Source organism: Bauldia sp. (assembly GCF_965232525.1).
Taxonomy (GTDB): Bacteria; Pseudomonadota; Alphaproteobacteria; order Rhizobiales; family Kaistiaceae; genus Bauldia.
In genome coordinates this window covers 799,887-819,667 of sequence record NZ_OZ246980.1, presented here as the reverse complement: position 1 = coordinate 819,667, position 19,781 = coordinate 799,887, and the positions used below count along the sequence as shown (strand labels likewise).

General features: G+C 66.1%; 19 protein-coding genes. 9 read left to right on the top strand and 10 right to left on the bottom strand.

All coding sequences use genetic code 11. The annotated features are described in order from the left end of the window. Window position 1: 1 nt before the first annotated feature. Both cobS and ACO076_RS03890 read right to left on the bottom strand, forming a co-directional pair. Complete coding sequence (gene cobS / locus ACO076_RS03895) at window positions 2–988, bottom strand: cobaltochelatase subunit CobS (protein ID WP_421725421.1); 987 nt, start codon at window positions 986–988, stop codon at window positions 2–4. Between the two features lie 173 nt (window positions 989–1,161). Then, window positions 1,162–1,776, bottom strand: a complete 615-nt coding sequence (locus ACO076_RS03890; RefSeq protein WP_421725420.1) for a J domain-containing protein — start codon at window positions 1,774–1,776, stop codon at window positions 1,162–1,164. A gap of 72 nt (window positions 1,777–1,848) precedes the next feature. Here ACO076_RS03890 and ACO076_RS03885 point away from each other — a divergent pair, with 72 nt between their 5' ends. Next, window positions 1,849–2,115 (top strand): BolA family protein, encoded by a 267-nt coding sequence (locus ACO076_RS03885; protein WP_421725419.1) that lies wholly within the window; start codon window positions 1,849–1,851, stop codon window positions 2,113–2,115. Here ACO076_RS03885 and ACO076_RS03880 read toward each other — a convergent pair whose 3' ends face one another. The 4 genes from ACO076_RS03880 to ACO076_RS03865 all read right to left on the bottom strand — a co-directional run bounded on the left by ACO076_RS03880 (window position 2,116) and on the right by ACO076_RS03865 (window position 6,405). After that, window positions 2,116–3,273, bottom strand: coding sequence for an NAD(P)/FAD-dependent oxidoreductase (locus ACO076_RS03880; RefSeq protein WP_421725418.1), 1,158 nt, complete (start codon window positions 3,271–3,273; stop codon window positions 2,116–2,118). 83 nt (window positions 3,274–3,356) lie between these two features. Beyond that, window positions 3,357–4,643 (bottom strand): HlyC/CorC family transporter, encoded by a 1,287-nt coding sequence (locus ACO076_RS03875; protein ID WP_421725417.1) that lies wholly within the window; start codon window positions 4,641–4,643, stop codon window positions 3,357–3,359. Further along, window positions 4,640–5,782 carry a 3-dehydroquinate synthase gene (gene aroB / locus ACO076_RS03870; protein WP_421725416.1) on the bottom strand — a complete coding sequence of 381 codons (1,143 nt, stop codon included), beginning with the start codon at window positions 5,780–5,782 and terminating at the stop codon, window positions 4,640–4,642. Before aroB ends, ACO076_RS03875 begins: the two co-directional genes overlap by 4 nt. Beyond that, the gene (locus ACO076_RS03865; RefSeq protein ID WP_421725415.1) at window positions 5,779–6,405 is read right to left on the bottom strand and encodes a shikimate kinase; all 627 of its coding nucleotides are present in this window, start codon (window positions 6,403–6,405) and stop codon (window positions 5,779–5,781) included. The genes aroB and ACO076_RS03865 overlap by 4 nt, the downstream gene beginning before the upstream one ends. A 153-nt stretch (window positions 6,406–6,558) precedes the next feature. Between ACO076_RS03865 and ACO076_RS03860 the strand changes: the two genes are divergently transcribed. The 4 genes from ACO076_RS03860 to ACO076_RS03845 all read left to right on the top strand — a co-directional run bounded on the left by ACO076_RS03860 (window position 6,559) and on the right by ACO076_RS03845 (window position 10,169). After that, a complete protein-coding gene (locus tag ACO076_RS03860) occupies window positions 6,559–6,786 on the top strand; it encodes a hypothetical protein (RefSeq protein ID WP_421725414.1) in 228 nt (75 codons plus the stop codon). Beyond that, window positions 6,783–7,718 (top strand): site-specific tyrosine recombinase XerD, encoded by a 936-nt coding sequence (locus ACO076_RS03855; protein ID WP_421725413.1) that lies wholly within the window; start codon window positions 6,783–6,785, stop codon window positions 7,716–7,718. The genes ACO076_RS03860 and ACO076_RS03855 overlap by 4 nt, the downstream gene beginning before the upstream one ends. Before the next feature lie 100 nt (window positions 7,719–7,818). Beyond that, on the top strand, window positions 7,819–8,772 hold the full coding sequence (locus ACO076_RS03850; RefSeq protein ID WP_421725412.1) for an acetyl-CoA carboxylase carboxyltransferase subunit alpha: 954 nt from the start codon (window positions 7,819–7,821) through the stop codon (window positions 8,770–8,772). 146 nt (window positions 8,773–8,918) lie between these two features. Beyond that, window positions 8,919–10,169: a L,D-transpeptidase family protein gene (locus ACO076_RS03845; protein WP_421725411.1), complete on the top strand. Its 1,251-nt coding sequence runs from the start codon at window positions 8,919–8,921 to the stop codon at window positions 10,167–10,169. Window positions 10,170–10,179: 10 nt separating this feature from the next. On the opposite strand, the gene ACO076_RS03840 is transcribed toward ACO076_RS03845, so the two are convergent. The 3 genes from ACO076_RS03840 to secA all read right to left on the bottom strand — a co-directional run bounded on the left by ACO076_RS03840 (window position 10,180) and on the right by secA (window position 15,732). Continuing rightward, window positions 10,180–11,955 carry an SLC13 family permease gene (locus tag ACO076_RS03840; protein ID WP_421725410.1) on the bottom strand — a complete coding sequence of 592 codons (1,776 nt, stop codon included), beginning with the start codon at window positions 11,953–11,955 and terminating at the stop codon, window positions 10,180–10,182. 86 nt (window positions 11,956–12,041) lie between these two features. Next, a complete protein-coding gene (locus tag ACO076_RS03835; RefSeq protein WP_421725409.1) occupies window positions 12,042–12,917 on the bottom strand; it encodes a lipid kinase in 876 nt (291 codons plus the stop codon). Between the two features lie 10 nt (window positions 12,918–12,927). Beyond that, on the bottom strand, window positions 12,928–15,732 hold the full coding sequence (gene secA, locus ACO076_RS03830) for a preprotein translocase subunit SecA (protein ID WP_421725408.1): 2,805 nt from the start codon (window positions 15,730–15,732) through the stop codon (window positions 12,928–12,930). A gap of 282 nt (window positions 15,733–16,014) precedes the next feature. Here secA and ACO076_RS03825 point away from each other — a divergent pair, with 282 nt between their 5' ends. From ACO076_RS03825 to ACO076_RS03810, 4 genes are read left to right on the top strand one after another with little or no spacing between them, the layout of a single operon-like run. Then, window positions 16,015–16,863, top strand: a complete 849-nt coding sequence (locus ACO076_RS03825) for a peptidylprolyl isomerase (protein WP_421725407.1) — start codon at window positions 16,015–16,017, stop codon at window positions 16,861–16,863. A gap of 13 nt (window positions 16,864–16,876) precedes the next feature. Then, window positions 16,877–18,109, top strand: a complete 1,233-nt coding sequence (gene argJ, locus ACO076_RS03820) for a bifunctional glutamate N-acetyltransferase/amino-acid acetyltransferase ArgJ (protein WP_421725406.1) — start codon at window positions 16,877–16,879, stop codon at window positions 18,107–18,109. Between the two features lie 12 nt (window positions 18,110–18,121). After that, the gene (gene mutT / locus ACO076_RS03815; RefSeq protein WP_421725405.1) at window positions 18,122–18,520 is read left to right on the top strand and encodes an 8-oxo-dGTP diphosphatase MutT; all 399 of its coding nucleotides are present in this window, start codon (window positions 18,122–18,124) and stop codon (window positions 18,518–18,520) included. A 57-nt stretch (window positions 18,521–18,577) separates the two neighbouring features. Next, window positions 18,578–18,799, top strand: coding sequence for a hypothetical protein (locus ACO076_RS03810; protein WP_421725404.1), 222 nt, complete (start codon window positions 18,578–18,580; stop codon window positions 18,797–18,799). Between the two features lie 13 nt (window positions 18,800–18,812). Here the strand turns inward: ACO076_RS03810 and ACO076_RS03805 are convergent, their stop codons facing one another. After that, complete coding sequence (locus ACO076_RS03805) at window positions 18,813–19,706, bottom strand: methyltransferase domain-containing protein (RefSeq protein ID WP_421725403.1); 894 nt, start codon at window positions 19,704–19,706, stop codon at window positions 18,813–18,815. Between the last annotated feature and the right edge of the window lie 75 nt (window positions 19,707–19,781).

Here is a 19,781-nt window from a genome sequence, read left to right as displayed (position 1 = left end):
CTCAGCTCAGAACAACGTTCGCCGTCGACTGAGGCAGCTCTTCGTTGAAGCAGCGCTGGTAGAACTCGGCGACCAGCGGCCGTTCGAGCTCGTCGCACTTGTTAAGGAAGGTGACCCTGAGGGCAAAGGCGACATCGCCGAAGATTTCGGCGTTTTCCGCCCAGGTGATCACCGTCCGCGGACTCATCACCGTCGACAGATCGCCATTGATGAAGGCGTTGCGGGTCATCTCGGCGACCCGCACCATCTTGGCCAGCACCTCGCGGCCCTGCGGGTCGCGGTAGGTCGGCGCCTTGGCAGCGACGATGTCGACTTCCTTGTCGTGGGGCAGATAGTTGAGCGTGGTGACGATCGACCAGCGGTCCATCTGGCCCTGATTGATCTGCTGGGTGCCGTGATAGAGGCCGGAGGTGTCGCCGAGACCGACGGTGTTGGCGGTGGCGAACAGGCGGAACGCCTCGTGCGGCTTGATCACCTTGTTCTGGTCGAGCAGTGTCAGCTTGCCCTGGACTTCCAGCACCCGCTGGATGACGAACATCACGTCCGGCCGGCCGGCATCGTATTCATCGAAGCAGAGCGCGATGTTGTGTTTCAGCGCCCACGGCAGGATGCCGTCGCGGAACTCGGTGAGCTGCTGGCCGTCCTTGAGCACGATCGCGTCGCGGCCGATCAGGTCGATCCGGCTGATATGACTGTCGAGATTGACCCGCACGCACGGCCAGTTAAGCCGCGCGGCGACTTGCTCGACATGGGTCGACTTGCCGGTGCCGTGGTAACCCGACACCAGCACGCGCCGATTGTGGGCAAAGCCGGCGAGAATGGCGAGGGTCGTCTCCCGGTCGAACAGGTAATCCGGATCGAGATCGGGGACGTGCTCGTCCGCATTCGAATAGGCGGGGACCTCCAGATCGCTGTCGATCCCGAAGACCTGCCGCACGGAAATCTTCATGTCGGGCGCGGGCGCCCGCTCGTCTGTTGCTTCGATCATCATTTCCCCCTAGGGCGCCGGCCAGCGCCGTCGGTTCGAAGTGGCGTGGATGTGCCGCGGGCGCGGAGGGGTTGGCGCACCGGCAGCCGAGGTATGGGCCGTATATATAGGAATCGGCTGCGTTTTGGGAAATTTGTTGCGGCGCAGCTAAACCGACCGAGTGGATGCCGCGCTCACGAGCAGAACCCGGCCGATTTCAGATAATTATAGGCTTGGATAATCTCCCGCAGTCGATCCTCCAGACTGCGATCCCCGCCGTTGGCGTCGGGATGGTGGCGTTTCACCAGTTCCTTGTACCGCGCTTTGATCGCGTCGGCCGGTTCGGTTCCTTCCAGGTCCAGCACCTCGAACGATCGCCGCGCGAAGTTGCCGATCGTCCGGCTCTCCGGCTCGGGCTCGCTGTCCTTCGACCGGCGGAACGCGCCGCCGAACACACCGAACGGGTCGATGAACGATTCGGACCAGTTCGGCTTGGCGCCAGCTTCCGCGCCGCGATTGACGCCGACGTTCCAGGTCGGGCGATGGCCGAACGTGGCCGACCGCTGGTAGTCGGCGATGTCGTCATCGGCCATCCCGGCGAAGTAGTTGTAGCTCTTGTTGTAGGCGCGCACGTGTTCGAGGCAGAAGTTGTGATACTCGCCTTCACGGCCGCGGCCCTTCGGTGCCCGGTACCCGCCCGGCTTGTTGCAGCCCTCCCATTCGCACGTCGACGACGGCTCGGATTCCGCCCGCTTTTCGCTCTCGGGCTTGATCCGAATCCGGTCGAAATATTTCGAGTTCAGGTCCATGGGAACAGATTATGATCAGCCGATAGGATGGCGACAAGCGGCCAGTCGCGAAGAAAGGCAGATTCGAGGACGATGACAGGTGAGGACAGGATTGCGCAGACGTTAACCGAGGCGTTCGACCCGGTGAGCGTCAATGTGGTCGATGAATCGGATCGCCACAAGGGGCATGCCGGCGCGCGGCCCGAGGGCGAAACCCATTTTCGCGTTGTCGTCGTTTCCGAGGCGTTTCGGGGCAAGAGCCGCCTTGCCGCCCACCGCATGGTGCACGCCGCGCTGAGGGATGAATTCGCCCGCGGGCTACATGCTCTGGTGATCGATGCGCGGGCGCCGGACGCCTGACTAGACGAGCCGCGGGGCGCTGGAATCGCGGTCGGGCAGCGCGGCGGTCTTGCCGAACTCCTTTTCAAGCCATTGCCGGTAGGCTTCCCGGTCGACGCCTTGGGCACTGCGGCGGTGGAAATACACCCGCTCCGCCGCCTTGCGCACCATCGCCGTCGACAGCGCCAGATTGACGAAGGGATCGGGCGGCACGAGGTCGAATGCCCGCCGGGCTGCACGCTTCCAAGATAGCGCCGGAACCTCGCGGGCGAGCAGCGTCTCCGGCGCCGGGCCGGCGTTGAGCAGGTGATCGGCGATATAGGCGGCGGCCTTGCGGCCGAGGCGGAAGGCGAAGCGAATGCCGCCGCCGGTCAACGGCGAAACCCAGCCGGCGGCGTCGCCGATCAGCAGGACGCCCGGTGCCGAGGTCCGGCGGAGCGGTCCGCCGCAGGGGATGAGCCCGCTGCGCCGGTCGATGATTCGTCGGGCATCCCAGTCGAACAGCGATCGTGTCTCATCGAGGAAGGCGGCAAGGTCCGGCTTGCGGCCGTCGCGGACGGCGAGGCCGACCTGTACCGCATCCGGACCGGGCGCGGCCCAGGCGATGTATCCGGGCGCGAGCGACGCGCTGAGGAAGCAGTGCAGGAAGCGGCGGTCGACCGCGTCGCCCGGTTCGAAGGCGACCTCGAGGCCGGTGAGGAACCGCCGGTTGGCATCGAGCCCGAAGCATTGGGCGACCCGCGACCGGGCACCGTCGGCGCCGATCAGATAGCGTGCGCGAAGATCGATGCCGTCGAGGCGGATGCCGTTGCCTTCGGCCCGGGCGCCCTCGAAACGGACACCGTAGAGAAGGTGAGCGCCGGCGGCTCGGGCTTCGTCGGCGAGCCAGCGCAAGAGGGCCGCAGTGCGCGTCGTGTAGAAGGCATAGCCCGGCCGGAACAGGTCGACACTGGTGAGGTTGGGCGCGTAGAGCCGCACGCCGGGCACCTTCTGGGTGAGATGGGCGGGAAGGTCGATCTCGTCGATCGCTTCGCGGACCAGGATGCCAGTGGTGTGGACCCGCGCCCCGGGCTCGCGCTTGGCATCGATAACCGCGACGCTCAGCCCGCGCGCCGCCGCCGTCTTGGCCGCGACCAGCCCGGCGAAGCTTGCCCCGACGATGATGACATCGAAATCCATCGGTAACGCCCCTATTCGCTTGGAATCGCGCCACGAAACCGCGCAAATGCGGCGGAAGTGTCACTGGCGGATGGAGGGGCGGGTCAGGCGGGCGCCGGCGAGCGATCCTCCCGCTTGAGCGGCGTGATGCGAAGCGCGGTCAGCCGGTTGCGGCTGCGGCGCAGGACCTGGAAGCGAAACCCGTGAAAGGTGAAGGCCTGGCCGGGCTCGGGGATAATCCGCGCTTCGTGGATCACCAACCCAGCGATGGTGGTGGCGGCCTCATCGGGCAGGTCCCAGTCCATGACGCGGTTCAAGTCGCGGATCGGCACCGAGCCGTCGGCATTGACCGATCCGTCCGGCTGGGGGCGGACGCCCTGGATTTCCAGGTCGTGCTCGTCGGCGATCTCGCCGACGATCTCCTCGATGATGTCTTCCAGAGTGATGAGGCCCTGCACTTCGCCGTACTCGTCCACCACCAGGGCGAAATGCGCCTTGCGCTTCAGGAACGCGTTGAGCTGATCGTTCAATGCCGTGGTGTCCGGCACGAACCACGGTCGCTTGGCCACCGCGCGGACGTCGATGTCGCTAGTGTCGCCGCCCGTGCCCTTGAGGATGCGCAGGAGATCCTTGGAATGGATGACGCCGATGATGTTCTCCGGCTCGCCCTCCCAGATCGGCACCCGCGTGTAGGGGCTCGCCAGGATGTCGTCGACAATCTTGTCCGAGGATTCGGCGGCGTTCACGGTGTGCATGTTGGTTCGGTGGACCATGACGTCTGAGACGTCGAGTTCGCCGAGATCGAGCAGGCCGCCGAGGCGGTCGCGCTCGTCCTTGACCACGCTGCCCTCGGCATGGAGGAGGTCGACCTGACCGCGAATTTCGTCCGTGGCGGTCAGGATCGCCTTGCCGTCGGAGGCATTCCAGCCAACCAGATGCAAGATCCCGCGGATGAGGATCTGAACCGTGCTGACGATCGGCGAAAACACGGCAACGACGACGCTGAGAACCGGCGCGGCGGCGCGCGAGACGCGGTCGGGGCTGCCGATAGCGAGGGTCTTGGGCAGAATCTCGCCGAACACCAGCACCAGCAAGGTCATCACGATGGTCGCATAAGCAACGCCCGCCTGCCCGAACAGGCTCAGGAAGACGCTGGTCGCCAGAGCTGACGCAAGGATATTGACGACGTTATTGCCGAGCAGGATGGCGCCGATCAGGCTCTCGCGATCGGCGATCAGCCGCGAGACGATCCGGGCGCGCCGGTCGCCGGACTTCTCCAGCAGCATCATCCGGGCCTTGGACGTCGCCGTTAGCGCGGTTTCCGAGCCTGAGAAGAAAGCCGAAATCGCCACCAGCAACAGGATCGACAGGGCGATCAGCCAGATGGTCATGAGTCCAGCTTCTCCTTGAGGAAGGCCTCCGCCGCCTCGCCGGGAACGTCGTCGGCGATGAAGGCCTGGCCGATGCCGCGGGTCAGGATGAAGGTCAGCTTGCCGCGCTTGACCTTCTTGTCCTGGGCGATGTGGCGCATCAGCGCGGCGGCATCGGGCAGATCGCCGCGGATGTCCTGGATACGGGTCGGCAGGCCGACGTCGATCAAGTGCGCCGCGACCCGGCTCGCCTCCTCCTGGCTGCAATAGCCGAGCCGGAAGGAGAACTCGTGGGCGAGAACCATGCCGATGGCGACCCCCTCGCCGTGAAGCAACCGGTCGGAATATCCGGTCGCGGCTTCGAGGGCGTGGCCGAAGGTATGGCCGAGGTTGAGGAGCGCGCGCTGTCCCTTCTCACGCTCGTCCTCGGCGACGATCTCCGCCTTGCCGCCGCAGGCGATGGCGATCGCTTCGTCCCGCTCCGGCCAGCCGGCGGCCACCGCGCGCCAATTGTTCTCCAGCCAATCGAAGAATTCGGCGTCGCGGATCATCGCGTATTTGGCGACTTCGGCGTAGCCGGCATTGAAGATCCGCGGAGGCAGCGAGTCGAGCACGCCGGAATCGGCAAGGACCAGATCGGGCTGGTGGAAGACGCCAGCCAGGTTCTTGCCGCGTGGAGTGTTGATCCCAGTCTTGCCGCCCACCGAGGAATCGATCTGGGCGAGCAGCGTCGTCGGTACCTGGATCAGGTGGACGCCACGCAGAACGACCCCGGCGGCGAACCCGGCGAGGTCGCCGACGACACCGCCGCCGAAGGCGAGGACCGCATCGGCGCGCTCGATCCTTGCCGCCAGCAGGTCGTCGATTACCGACTCCAGCGTGGCGAAACTCTTCGACCCTTCGCCGGGCTGGACGACGATTTCGACGTGCTCGATCCCCGACGCGTCGAGGCTCTTGGTCAGAGTGGAGAGGTGGAGGTCGGCAACGGTGGCGTCGGTGACCACCGCGAGACGGGCCCCGGGCAGGCGCTGGGCGATTTCCTCACCGGCGGTTTCGATCGTGTCGCGGCCGATGACGATGTCATAGGACCGATCGCCAAGATCGACGGGGATGATCGTCGGTGTCGCCTTTTGCGACTCGGCCGCCGCATCGTCGTTCATGATCCGCCTTCGTCCGGCTTGTCGTCGAGATAGGCATCGAGGGTCGTAAAGATCTCGTCGATGACCACCTCGTGGGCGACATCGCGTGACTGGATGTGGATGTCCGCTTCCGCGTAAACCGGGTAGCGCTCGGCGATCAGCCGGTCGACAACAGCGGCCGGGTCGTCCGCCTTGAGTAGCGGTCGATTGCTCCGCCGCCGCACCCGCGACAGGATGAGATCGCGATCCGCCTTCAGCCACAGTGAGATCGCCCCGTCACGGATCGCCTCGCGGGTATCGGGCTGAATGAACGCGCCGCCGCCGGTGGCGATCACCTTGGGGTTGCCGTCGAGCAGGCGCTGGATGACACGGCGTTCGCCGTCGCGGAAATAAGCTTCGCCGTATTGCTCGAAGATGTCGTTGATGGTGGCGTTAGCGGCTTGTTCGATTTCGGCATCGGCGTCGACAAAGGGCAGACCAAGCCGTGCTGCCAGCCGCCGGCCGATCGACGATTTCCCGGCGCCCATCATGCCGACCAGCGCGATCGTGCGTCCGCCGAGGCGCTCGGCGACGCGCGCCTCGACCGATTCGCGGTCATTGGCGCGCCGATCGGCGCGTGGGCGGTTCGTTTCTTGGTCGTTCATGGGTCCCTGACGCCGGAGCTAGAGCCGCTTTTCGGCCGGAATGTCAAGGTGTGCCGGGGATCGCTTGAAACCGTCCGGGTGTTGAAGGAAAACGGTGAGCCGTCCGTTGCAGGGTCTCATCACTCGCCAGCGGTGGCCGATACGGGAATGCCGATGCCGACGATAGCCAGGTTCCTGACGATACTGGTGCTGATTGCCGCGGTCGTCTTCGCGGCGATGTTCTATCTCGGCAATTTCGTCGAGCCGCGAACGCGGGAGATGACGGTTCGGATCCCGGCGAGCCGGCTCGATCCGGTGCCGATTATCCGGCCGACCCCCGAACCGCCGCCACCGGAGGCGGTCGCCGCCGATACCGACGCGGCGGAGCCGCCCGCCCAATGAACGCCGACGGTCGCCATGTCGAGGCGTTCCTGGAGATGATGAGCGCCGAACGCGGGGCCTCGGTCAACACGCTGGCCGCCTACCGCCGGGATCTGGACGACTATGTCCGCTATCTCGCCGATCGCAGCACCGAAGTCGCATTCGCGGGCGCGCGCACGATCCGTGCCTATCTCGCCGGCCTGGACGACCAGGGGCTTGCGCCACCGACGGTGGCCCGGCGGCTCTCGGCGATACGGCAGTTCCACCTCTTCCTCTACGGCGAGGGAATCCGGGGCGACGATCCGACGGGCACCGTTGCCGGGCCCAAGAAGGCCGCCCGCCTGCCCAAGGTCCTGCGCGAGGCTGAGGTCACCCGGCTTCTCGATGCCGCCGCAGCCGCGGCCCGCCGCGACGACCTGTCGACCACCGCGCGGCTGAGGGCGCTCCGCCTCCACGCCCTGCTCGAACTGATCTACGCGACCGGGCTCCGTGTCTCGGAACTGGTCTCGCTGCCAGCGGCGGCGATCACCGCCGACAGCCGGGTTTTCGCTTTGCGCGGCAAGGGCGGGCACGAGCGCGTGGTCCCCTTGACCGACGCATCTCGTGACGCGGTCGCCGCGTACCTCGCTGCGCGGCGCGATACCGGCGCGCGCGAGAGCCGCTGGCTGTTTCCCGCCGGCGGCAAAGCCGGCCATCTCACCCGCCAGGTCTTCGCCCGCGATCTCAAGTCACTTGCGGTTTCGATCGATATCGACGCCGCGCGGGTCTCCCCGCATGTCTTGCGCCATGCCTTCGCCAGCCATCTCCTGCAGAACGGTGCCGATCTGCGGGTGGTTCAACAGCTTCTCGGCCACGCCGACATCTCCACCACCCAGATTTACACTCACGTCCTGGAGGAAAGACTTCGGACGCTGGTCGAAGATCACCATCCGCTTGGGCGGCAAAGCGGCTAAAACAGCGCATCCGGATTTTCTTGACTTGACCAGACGGTAAGGCCAGTTTGCCGCCGCCTTGCCGTGGGCGGGCGACGGCTTTGTTGGCACTTGGACCCGCATGCACACATACCTCGATTTCGAAAAACCGGTCGCCGATCTGCAGGGTAAGGTCCAGGAACTCCGATCGCTTGGCGACGAGGGCGACGCGGTCGCCATCAACGACGAAATCGTACGGCTCGAAGTCAAGGCGGATCAGGCACTTGCCGACATCTACGCCAAGCTGACGCCCTGGCAGAAGACCCAAGTCGCCCGCCATCCGGACCGGCCGCATTTCAAGGATTACGCCGACCGGCTGATCGAGGATTTCACCCCGCTCGCCGGCGACCGGCAGTACGCCGAGGACGCGGCGATCGTTGCCGGTCTCGGACGGTTCAACGGCCGGCGGATCGCGGTCATCGGCCACGAGAAAGGATCCGACACCGAAAGCCGGCTGAAGCACAATTTCGGCATGGCGCGGCCCGAGGGGTATCGCAAGGCAATCCGGATCATGGCGCTGGCCGACCGGTTTTCACTGCCGGTCCTGACGCTGGTCGACACCGCCGGTGCTTACCCCGGGGTCGGCGCCGAGGAGCGCGGTCAGGCCGAGGCGATCGCACAGTCGACCAAGACGTGCCTGGCGCTCGGCGTGCCGAGTGTCGCTCTGGTGATCGGCGAGGGCGGCTCGGGCGGCGCGGTGGCGATCGCGACCGCGAACCGGGTCCTGATGCTCGAGCATGCCATCTACACGGTCGCCTCACCGGAGGCCTCCGCGTCGATCCTCTGGCATGATTCGAGCCGGGCGGAGGATGCCGCCACCGCCATGCGAATCACCGCCGAGGATTTGCTCAAATTCGGCGTGGTCGACCAAGTCATCGAGGAGCCGGTCGGCGGGGCGCATCGCAAGCCAGACGAGACGATTTCGGCCGCCGGCGACGCGATCGAGGCCGCGTTGGCCGCATTCGACGAGCGTTCGCCTGAGGACGTACGCCGGGAACGGGAAGAAAAATACATGGCCATGGGGCGGTCACTCTAGGTCCGACCAGTGCCATGCTGTCGCCTTCATGATCGCCGAATTGTGAAGTTGACTGTGGCTTGCGTCGCGGTAACCACCTGTCAAGATCGGGTGCTTAGGACGAGAGCGATGGGGTATAGCGGGCACGTGCTGTTCAGGGGACGGGAATGGCCTTTGTAAAACTCTCCTCCTTACGGCGGATCGCGCTCATCGGCGCCGCCGCATTTGTCCTCGCTGCTTGCCAGGAATCGATGATTCCCAAGGAAATCCGCCCGGTTTCCGACAGGCTGGTCGGCGAGATGAAACAAAGCGGCATGAAGGAGACCTCGCCGATCTTTGTCCGTATCTTCAAGGAAGAGTCGGAGATGGAGATCTGGAAGGAGCGCCCCGACGGCCGCTACGCGCTCCTCAAGACTTACGATATCTGCAAATGGTCCGGCGTTCTGGGACCAAAGCTGAAAGAAGGCGACCGACAGGCGCCGGAAGGCTTCTACGTGGTCAAGCCGGCGCAGATGAACCCGAAGTCGAAATACTACCTCTCGTTCAACATCGGCTACCCCAACACCTTCGACCGGGCCCACGAGCGCACCGGGTCGCATCTGATGGTGCATGGCGGCTGTTCATCGGCCGGTTGTTATTCGATGACCGACGAGGACGCCGGCGAGATCTTCGCGCTCGCTCGCGACGCCTTCAAAGGCGGCCAGAGGGCGTTCCAGATCCAGGCCTTCCCCTTCCGCATGACGCCGGAAAACTTCGCCAAGCATCGCGGCGACGCGAACATGGAATTCTGGAAAAACCTCAAGGTCGGCTACGACCATTTCGAGGTGACCCGCAAGGTCCCGAAGGTCGACGTCTGCGGCAAGCGCTACGTCTTCAACGCCGATGCCGGCAATGCCAGCTTCAGCCCCACCGGCGCCTGCCCGACATACTCCGTGCCTGAATGGATCGCGACAGCGGTGGCCGAGAAGCAGGCGCAGGACGAAGCGGCGATCGTTGCCGTGGCCGCCAAGATGGACGCAGACGCCGCACGGCTTGCCGAGCAGAAACAGAAACTCGCCGAAGAGCAGGCCGCGGAAGCCGCCGAGGAAGCGGAGCGGGCGGCCCAGCCGACGGTGATGGAGCGCATCTTCAGCCGTCGTTCTGCCCGGCGGAACGCCGAACCCGCCCCGGCGGCACCGGCCGAGACGCCGGAACCGGCTGACACCGCCGCAGCGGCCCCGGCAGCGGCTCCGGCCCCTCGCGCCAAGCCTGCGCCGGCGGAAACCGACCCGGTGGAGACCGCTGCCGTCACCGAGACAGGCGAGCCGGAGGTTGGGCGCAAGGTGGAACGTACCTTCCTCTGGCCGGAAGACGCGCCGACGCTCACGGGTGGCTCGGAAGTGGTGCCGTCGACCCTGACCGCACCGGCCGCGAACTGAGCGTTCGGCCCTAAAGCGGCCAGAACACCAAGATCGCCGGGACGCCGACCGCGACGATGATGATCTCGAGCGGCAGGCCCATCCGCCAGTAGTCGCCGAAGGCGTATCCGCCCGGACCGAGGATCAGCGTGTTGTTCTTGTGGCCGATCGGCGTCAGGAACGCGCAGGACGAGGCGACGGCGACCGCCATCAGAAACGGGTCGGCGCTGGTGCCGAGCATCTCGGCGATGTCGAGGGCGACCGGTGCGCCGATAACCGCTGTCGCGGTGTTGTTGAGCACGTCCGACAGCGTCATCACCACGATCATCAGGATGGTCAACACGACCCAGGCCGGCAGCCCTTCGGCGAGGCCAACGAGGCCGTCCGCGATCAGCGCCGTGCCGCCGGACTGTTCGAGCGCGATGCCGAGCGGGATCATCGATCCGAGCAGGATCACCACCGGCCATTCGATCTCCTCGTAGACCTGGCGGAGCGGCACGATATCGAAAATGACGTAGAGGCCGACGACGGCGCCAAGCGCCACCGGCAGGTCGACCAGGCCGAGGCTGGCCAGCGCCACGGCGGCGGCGAAGATGCCGACCGCCAGGGCGGCGCGGCCGTGCTGGGTGACGCCGATGCCACGGTCGGCAAGCGGCAACGCCTTGAGCCAGTTCGCGGCGACCGACAGGCGGTCGGGCGGCCCGATCAGCAGCAGCACGTCGCCGGCATGGATCGTGAGCTGCCGCACCCGCTCCCGAAACCGCCGGCCCTCCCGCGAGACGCCAAGGAGGGCAACGCCGGTGAAGCGGTTGAGACCGACCGACCCGGCCGAGCGGCCGTCGAGCCGGGAGTCGCGGGGCACGACGACCTCGAGCAGGGCGAGGTCGGGGCTCCCGTCTTTCTCGACCCGCTCGCGGGCGCTGAACTCAAGCTTGAGCGAGCCGACCAGGGCATCGATCGCCTCCACCGGGCCATCGACGACCAGCGCGTCCGCCTCCTGGATCACCGCGCGACGCGCGCCACCGGGGAGGCGACGGCCGTTGCGGATAAGGCCGAGTACGGTGACGCCGGCCTCATGCGCGTCGTCGTCGAGATCGGCAACGGTTCGGCCGACCGTTGGCGATTTCTCCGGGACGTTGAGCTCGGCGACGTAACCGTGGATTTCGCGCAGGTCCGCGGTCGGCGCCTTGTCGGTCTTCGATGCAGGGATCAGCCGCCAGCCGATCAGCGCAACATAGGCAACGCCGACCACCGCGCAGACCAGACCGACCGGCGCGAAGGAGAACATGCCGAAACTCTCCCCCAGCGCCTCGCCGCGATAGGCGCCGATGATGATGTTGGGTGGCGTCCCGATCAGGGTCACCATGCCGCCGAGGATGGTGGCGAAGGCGAGCGGCATCAGGGTCAGCGCCGGCGTGCGGCCGGCTTTGGCCGCGACCGTCATTTCGACCGGCATCAGCAGTGCCAGCGCGGCGACGTTGTTCATGAACGCCGAGAGCGCAGCCCCGATGGTCGCCATCACCGCGATATGCGCGCTGAGGCTGCGGCCGGCGTCGGCGATCACCCGGGTGATCCAGTTGACCGCGCCGGAATTGAGCAGACCGCGCGAGATCACCAGCACAATGGCGACGATGATCGTCGCCGGGTGGCCGAAGCCGGAAAAGACATCGTTCGCGGGGACGACACCGACGATCGCGGCAATGATGAGAGCGGAGAACGCGATAATGTCGTAGCGGAACCGGCCCCAGATCATCATGGCGAAGACCACGGCGAACAGGGCGAACAGGATCGCGTTGTCGGTATTCATGAAGCCTTCGATGGGTCGCTGGCCGGTCGGAGTTCTGCCTATAGCAGGCTCGCGGCGCATTCGGTAAGGCGGGACGTGTCACCGATTCAGCGGCCGGTGAAGACCTCCAACGCTCCGGCCGAGATGGAGAACACCGCGGGCGTTTCGGTGATCAGTTCGCCGTCGGTGTTGACCGCCATCGGTGTCTCGGTGTCGATCCGCACGGCGGCGGCGCGGAAGGTGCGCACGTTGTCGCGGACGCCGAAGTCGCCGTCGAGGAAGCCGGGCGCCAGCGCGACCAGGTCGGGGATCGGCGCCGTCCCGATGGCGTAGACGTCGAACATCCCGTCATCGACCGCTGCGTCCGGCGCTATCTTCAGTCCGCCACCATAGTGCACGCCGCTGCCGACCGCGATCTGCAGGGCACGGACCGTCTCATCGTGGCCGTCGCAGGTGATGGTCGCACTGAACGGTTCGGTCCTGCCGATGGTCTTGAGAACCGCGCTGACATAGCTCAGCGTGCCGAGCTGTTTCTTGAGTTCGGGATCCTGGGCGTCGGCGATGGCGACCGACAGGCCGATGCTGGCGACGTTGGCGAAATGGACGTCGTTGACCCGGCCGACGTCGATCCGCTTGCGGCGTCCGCCGGCAATGGTCCGCGCCGCGCTAACCGGATCCGGCGAGATCGCCAGGGTACGGGCGAGGTCGTTGGCGGTACCGAGCGGCAGGATGCCGATCGGCTTGCCCGCCTCGATGAGGGCCGGCAGGGCGCTGTTGATGGTGCCGTCGCCACCGCCGATCACGATCCCGTCGACGGCGGCGTCGGCATCCCGGATCAGGGCGCAAAGGTGCTCGCGGCTGTTGCTATGGCGGAGGTCAGTATCGATTCCCGCCGCGAGCAGCGTGGTCAGCGCCGGGCCGAGTCCGGCTCCGACGCGCGACGCGCCGGGATTGGCGACAACAAGAAGCCGCGACGGCTTCATCACCGGCCAGCTAGTAGCGACCGTGGCAGTGCTTGTATTTCTTGCCCGAGCCGCACGGGCAGGGGGCGTTGCGCTGAACCTTGCCCCAGGTTGACGGGTCGTCCGGATCGATCTGGGCGGCCGCGACCCGGCTGCTACGAGCGGGGAGGAACTGCGGCTCGGCCGGGGCGTCGGCCATCTCGTTCTCGCCGGTCTGCGGATCGAGATGGGTTTCCTGCAACGTGTCGAAGTCTTCCTCGGGCGCAAGTGGTGGCGGCCGCTGGACGATCTCGACCCGCATGAGCTGGTTGGTCACCACCTCGCGAAGCCGCGACAGCAGGCCCTGGAACAGCTCGAACGACTCGGTCTTGTACTCGTTGAGCGGATCGCGCTGGGCGTAGCCGCGGAAGCCGATCACTTGGCGCAGGTGGTCGAGCACGACGAGATGCTCGCGCCACAGGTGGTCGAGCGTCTGCAGAAGTACGGCCTTTTCGACCTGGCGCATGATCTCCGGCGTGAAGCGGACTGCGCGCTGGGCCGCCATTTCGTCGGCGGCGCGGGTGATGCGGGTGCGCACCTCCTCGTCGGCGATCCCCTCTTCCTTGGCCCAGTCCTCGACCGGCAGTTCAAGATTCAGGGTCTTCTGGACGCCTTCCTGCAGCCCTTTGGTGTCCCACTGTTCGGGATACGCCTTTTCCGGAATGTGCTCCCGGACCATGTCTTCGATCACCTCGTGGCGCATGTCCGCGACGGTCTCCGTCACCGTCTCCTGACCCATCAGGTCAATACGCTGCTCGAAGATGACGTGACGCTGGTCGTTCATCACATCGTCGAACTTCAGCAGGTTCTTGCGGACGTCGAAGTTGCGCGCCTCGACCTTCTGCTGCGCCTTCTCCAGCGCCCGGTTGATCCACGGATGGACGATCGCCTCGTCCTCCTTGAGGCCGAGCTTCTGGAGCATGCCGTCCATGCGATCGGACCCGAAGATGCGCATCAGGTCGTCGTCCAGCGACAGGAAAAAGCGCGAGCTGCCGGGGTCACCCTGTCGGCCCGATCGGCCGCGGAGCTGGTTGTCGATCCGCCGGCTTTCGTGGCGCTCGGTGCCGATGATGAACAGGCCGCCGACGTCGGGTGACAGCACCTGCTTCTTCAGCGTCTCGACTTCCTCGCGGATTGCCTGTTCCCGGGCGGTGCGTTCCTCGCCCTCCTCCAGGTCCTTGAGCTCGTGGGCGACCCGCATGTCGGCGTTGCCGCCGAGCTGAATGTCGGTGCCGCGGCCGGCCATGTTAGTAGCGATGGTGACCGCGCCCGGCACACCGGCCTGGGCGACGATCTGGGCTTCCTGCTCGTGATAGCGGGCGTTGAGGATGGTGAACGCCTTGGTCTGGATGGCGTCCTTGTCGAACAGGGCGGCCATATCTTCCGGCTTGGAGAAGTCGCGTTGCTGCCAGCCCTGTTTGCGCAGCGCTTCGGCCAGCCGCTCGGACTTCTCGATCGAGGTCGTGCCGACCAGGACCGGTTGGCCCCGGGATTTGCAGTCCTCGATCAGGGTGAGGATGGCTTTGAACTTCTCGTCGGCGGTGCGGTAGACCTCGTCGTCGGCGTCGACGCGCACCATCGGCTTGTTGGTGGGGATCTCGACCACCTCCAGGCCGTAGATGTTGCCGAACTCCTCCGCCTCGGTCGCGGCCGTGCCGGTCATGCCCGCGAGCTTGTCGTACATGCGGAAATAGTTCTGGAAAGTGACCGAGGCGAGGGTCTGGTTCTCCGGCTGGATCTTGACGTGTTCCTTGGCCTCGAGCGCCTGGTGCAGCCCCTCAGAGTAGCGGCGACCGGGCATCATCCGGCCGGTGAACTCGTCGATGATCACCACCTCGCCGTTGCGGACGATGTAGTCCTTGTCGCGCTGGAACAGCTTGTGCGCCCTCAGCGCCTGATTGATGTGATGGACGACGCTGACGTTCTCGACGTCGTAGAGCGAGTCGCCCTTCAGCAGGTCGGCATCGCGCAGGATCTGTTCGAGTTTCTCGTTGCCGGCGTCGGTGAAGCTCGCCGAACGGGTCTTCTCGTCGATCTCGTAGTCATCGGCTTCGAGCAGCGGCGCGAAGGTGTCGATCTGATTGTAGAGATCCGAACGGTCTTCCAGCGGGCCGGAGATGATCAGTGGTGTGCGCGCCTCGTCGACCAGGATCGAATCGACTTCGTCGACGATCGCGAAGTTGTGTCCGCGCTGCACCATCGCAGACAGTTCGTGTTTCATGTTGTCGCGAAGATAGTCGAAGCCGTACTCGTTGTTGGTGCCGTAGGTGATGTCGGCCCGGTAAGCGTCACGACGCTCCTCGTCGGTGAGACCGTGAACGATGACGCCAACAGTCAGGCCGAGGAAATTGTAGACAGCGCTCATCCAGTCAGCGTCGCGCTTGGCGAGATAGTCGTTGACGGTGACGACGTGGACGCCCTTGCCGGACAGCGCGTTGAGGTAGACGGGCGCGGTTGCCACCAGAGTCTTGCCCTCGCCGGTCTTCATCTCGGCGATCGCGCCGTCGTGGAGCACCATGCCGCCGATCAGCTGGACGTCGTAGTGACGCTGTCCGAGGGTTCGCTTGGCGGCCTCGCGGACGACGGCGAAGGCGGGAATCAGCAGGTCGTCAATCTTGACGCCATCAGCGATTTGCCCGCGGAATTCCGCGGTTTTGGCGCGGAGCTCGTCATCGGTGAGCGCCGAGAACTCCTTCTCTAAAGCGTTGATGGCATCGACCCTGGGCTGATAGCCCTTGACCCGTCGGTCGTTGGAGGTGCCGAAAAGCTTGCGGGTTAGGGTGCCGAGGCCGACCATGAAGCATCCTTGGGTGAGGCAGTTCGCAAGAAAGAGGTGCGTCTGGACCGCCTGGATATCCGTTCGCCAACACACCAAACCCCGGGCGTGCAACGACGGTCAGTGGATCGATCGAAACGTTGCTCCGCCCCGGTTTAGAGCATTCTGGACGGCAGGCGTTGAGAGAGATAAGAGGGGGGGTAGTGGATGTCAACGGCGCGGCGACCGCCGGAGCGCCCCGCTGTGTGGCCCCTCGGCCTGCCGGAGGGACGCGATCCGTGCAACCGGACAGGACACACCCTAATGACGACGCGCTTGTGCTTTCTTCGCCGCATAACAACCGGGTTGGCGGTAGCGGCGCTGGCAATGGTGACGCTCGGCGCGACCGCCCAGCAACCATCGCCGGAAACGGTGGTGGCGACTCTCAACGGCGAGCCTATCACCCGTGCCGATCTGGCGCTCGCCGCGGCCGAGTTCGGCGATCAGCTCGCCCAGGTTGCGCCGGGGCGCGAGGAAGCGGCGCTGATCGACCTGGTGATCAATATGCGCCTCGCCGGCAGGGCGGCGGAGGCCGAGGGTGTCGAAGGGGACCCGGCGGTGGTTCGTCGTCTGGCGTTCGCCCGCGACCGGACGCTCTACAGCGAATATCTGCGCACGAAGTTCATTGCCGCGGTCACCGAGGAAGCGGTCCAGCAGCGGTTCGACGAGGAACTCGCCGCGTTTGAACCGCAGACCGAGGTTCGTGCCAGGCACATCCTGGTGCCGACCGAGGATGAGGCCAACGCCATCGTCGAACAGCTCGCCGACGGCGCCGATTTCGCGACCCTCGCCGCCGAGCTGTCGCAGGATCCCGGTTCCGGTCGCTCCGGCGGCGATCTTGGCTTCTTCAAGCGGGGTGCCATGGTCAAGCCGTTCGAGGACGCCGCGTTCAAGCTGAAGGCGGGCAAGTACACCAAGAAGCCAGTCCAGACGGACTTTGGCTGGCACGTGATCCTGGTGGAGGATCGCCGCAAGGAGCCGGCGCCGACCTTCGACGCCGAGGCGCAGCGCATTCAGCAGGTGCTGATCCGCGAAACCATCGACGCCGAGATCGAAGCCCTGCGGGCAGCGGCAACCATCGAGATCGGCGCGCCGGCGCCCCAGACCGACTGAACGCGATCACTCCATGACCGGCGTCTCACCGCTCGCACCGGCGACTTATCCTACACTGCCGCCGGTGGCGGGCGTCCGCTTCGCCACGGCCGAAGCCGGGATCAAGGGCGCGGGGCGGAGCGACGTGCTGCTCGCCGCTTTCGATAAGGGAACGACGGTCGCCGGTGTCTTCACCCGTTCGCGGTGCCCGTCGGCGCCGGTCGATTGGTGCCGCACGGCGCTGCAATCCGGGCGTGCACGGGGTCTCCTGGTCAATTCCGGCAACGCCAATGCCTTCACCGGCAAGCGCGGGCGCGACACGGTCAAGCTCAGCGCGGCGATGGCGGCATCAGCGCTCGGGTGCCGGCCGCGGGAGGTGTTCCTCGCCTCCACCGGCGTGATCGGCGAGCCGCTCGATCCGGCCAAGTTCGATGGGGTCGTCGCCGGCATGGCGGATGATCTCGACGATGGTCCATGGCTCGAGGCGGCGCGAGCGATCATGACCACGGACACCTATCCCAAGGTCGCGACCCGGACGGTCGAGCTCGACGGGGTCCCGATGACTATCAACGGGATCGCCAAGGGCGCCGGCATGATCGCGCCGGATATGGCGACGATGCTTTCGTTCGTCTTCACCGACGCGCCGATCGCCGCAGCGGTGACGCAGTCGATGCTCGCTCGCGGCGTCGACGGCTCGTTCAACGCGATCACGGTCGACAGCGATACGTCCACCTCCGACACAGTGCTGGTGTTCGCGACCGGTCAGGCGGCCGGGATTCGGCCCCTCACCTCGACCCGCGATCGTCGCACCACGACCTTTCGCGCCGCCCTCGATTCGCTACTGCTCGACCTCGCCCACCAGATCGTCCGGGACGGCGAGGGAGCGACCAAGTTTGCCGAGGTGCGGGTCAAGGGCGCCACCTCCAACCGTTCGGCCAAGCGCATCGCGCTGGCGATCGCCAATTCGCCGCTGGTCAAGACCGCGCTCGCCGGCGAGGACGCTAACTGGGGGCGGGTGGTCATGGCGGTCGGCAAGGCCGGCGAGCCGGCGAACCGCGACCGGCTGGCGATCTGGTTCGGCGATCTCAGGGTCGCCCATCGCGGCGAGCGCGATCCGGCCTATTCGGAGGCCGAGGCCAGCGCCTACATGAAAAACGAGTCGATCCTCCTCACGGTCGATGTCGGCGTCGGCAAGGGGACGGCGCAGGTCTGGACCTGCGACCTCACCCGCGACTACATCGCCATCAATGCCGACTATCGGACCTGACCGACGTCTGTCATGACCCTGGTCCTGGTGGTCGCCTGTGCGCTGATCGATGCCGACGGGCGAGTGCTGATCACTCAGCGGCCGGCCGGTAAGCCGATGGCGGGCCTCTGGGAATTTCCCGGCGGCAAGATCGAGCCCGGCGAAACGCCGGAGGCGGCGCTTCTGCGGGAGCTGAAAGAGGAACTGGATGTCGATACCGAGTCGGCGTGCCTGGCGCCGCTGACCTTCGCCAGCCATGCCTATCCCGATAACCATTTGCTGATGCCGCTTTATGTGTGCCGCAAGTGGCAGGGAACGCTGCGGCCGCGGGAGGGCCAGGCCATGAAATGGGTTCGCGCGCAACGCCTGCGCGACTATCCCATGCCGCCCGCCGACGCACCGCTGATCGCGCCGTTAATCGAACTTTTATAGATCGCCTGGACACTGTTTCGGCGCCGACCGAGTCGGCGATGAAAGGCAGCGTCCCCGATGGCATCCGATCTCGGCAAGACGATCCTAGTCAATCTCGATAACGAACCAGCCGCCGACGACCGCCCGGCCCTCGTCCGCTATGCCGCGTTCCTGCCAATCACCATCGCGCTGATCGGCATCGGCGCGATCCTGCTTGGCGGCATCTCGGCGCAGTCCGTCTCGGTCGCCGATCGCATCGCGGTCGATCCGATCGCAACCGGGTCGATCGTGACCGACTGAACCGGTCGTCAGATCAGCCGCCAGCTTTTTCGCCGGCCGATCGCTCCGTCACGCCCAGCGCATCGGCGAGCCGCGTCCGGGCCGAACCTGGCGGCAAGGGTTGCTGCTGACTTTCGTGCGGCGTCCAGCCTGACAGCCAGATCACGTCGAAAGTCGCGCGGACGCGGCCGTCCGGATCGGCGAACCGCTCGGCGTAGATCGCCGCGGCCCGGGTCGCGACCGTTCGGGGCAGCGGCCGGCGGGAGCGCTCGATCAGCGGATTGGTCGCGCCCATCGCACGCAGGTCGCGAACGAGGTCGAACATCGTCGCGTAGCGCACGGACATTCGATCGATATCGACGACCGGCAGCGCGAAGCCGGCGCGTTGCAGCAGCGCACCAACCGTGCGGACTTCGGCGAAGGGTGCAACCCGGGGGGCGGCGCCGTCGGTCAGTTCGGCCTCCGCCGCCGCGAACGCCTGACGCAATTCGGTCAGCGTTTCGCCGCCGAGCAGGGCAGCGAGAAACAGGCCGTCCGGCTTCAGCGCCTGTCGAATCTGGATGAACGTGCCGGGAAGATCGTTGACGAACTGGAACGCCAGCGCCGACACGGCGAGGTCGAGGCAGCCCGGCGCGAACGGCAGAGCCTCGGCGCTGCCGACGACCTTAGGGCGCAGCGCCCCAGCTTCGAGCGGCGCGAGGCGGGCTACCTGTGAGACCTGGTCGCTACTCGCGAGCTGGTCGGCAACGGTCGGCAGTGGGGTTGCGATGTCCGCGGCGAGGTCGAACTGGCGCTTGACCGCCGCCAGCCGGTCGACCAGGTCGTCGGCGACGGCGGTCAACAGGAAATCGGCGACCGGTGCCGGCCCGCTGAGGGCGCGGCGCATCCGTTGTCTGAGGAGCGCCGTGTCGAAGACCGCCTGAGTCATCTTTCCGTTATGGGGATCGGTGGCAACGTCGTCAAAACCGCTTCGATTGGTCTGCGGCGACTAATCTCGCTAGGG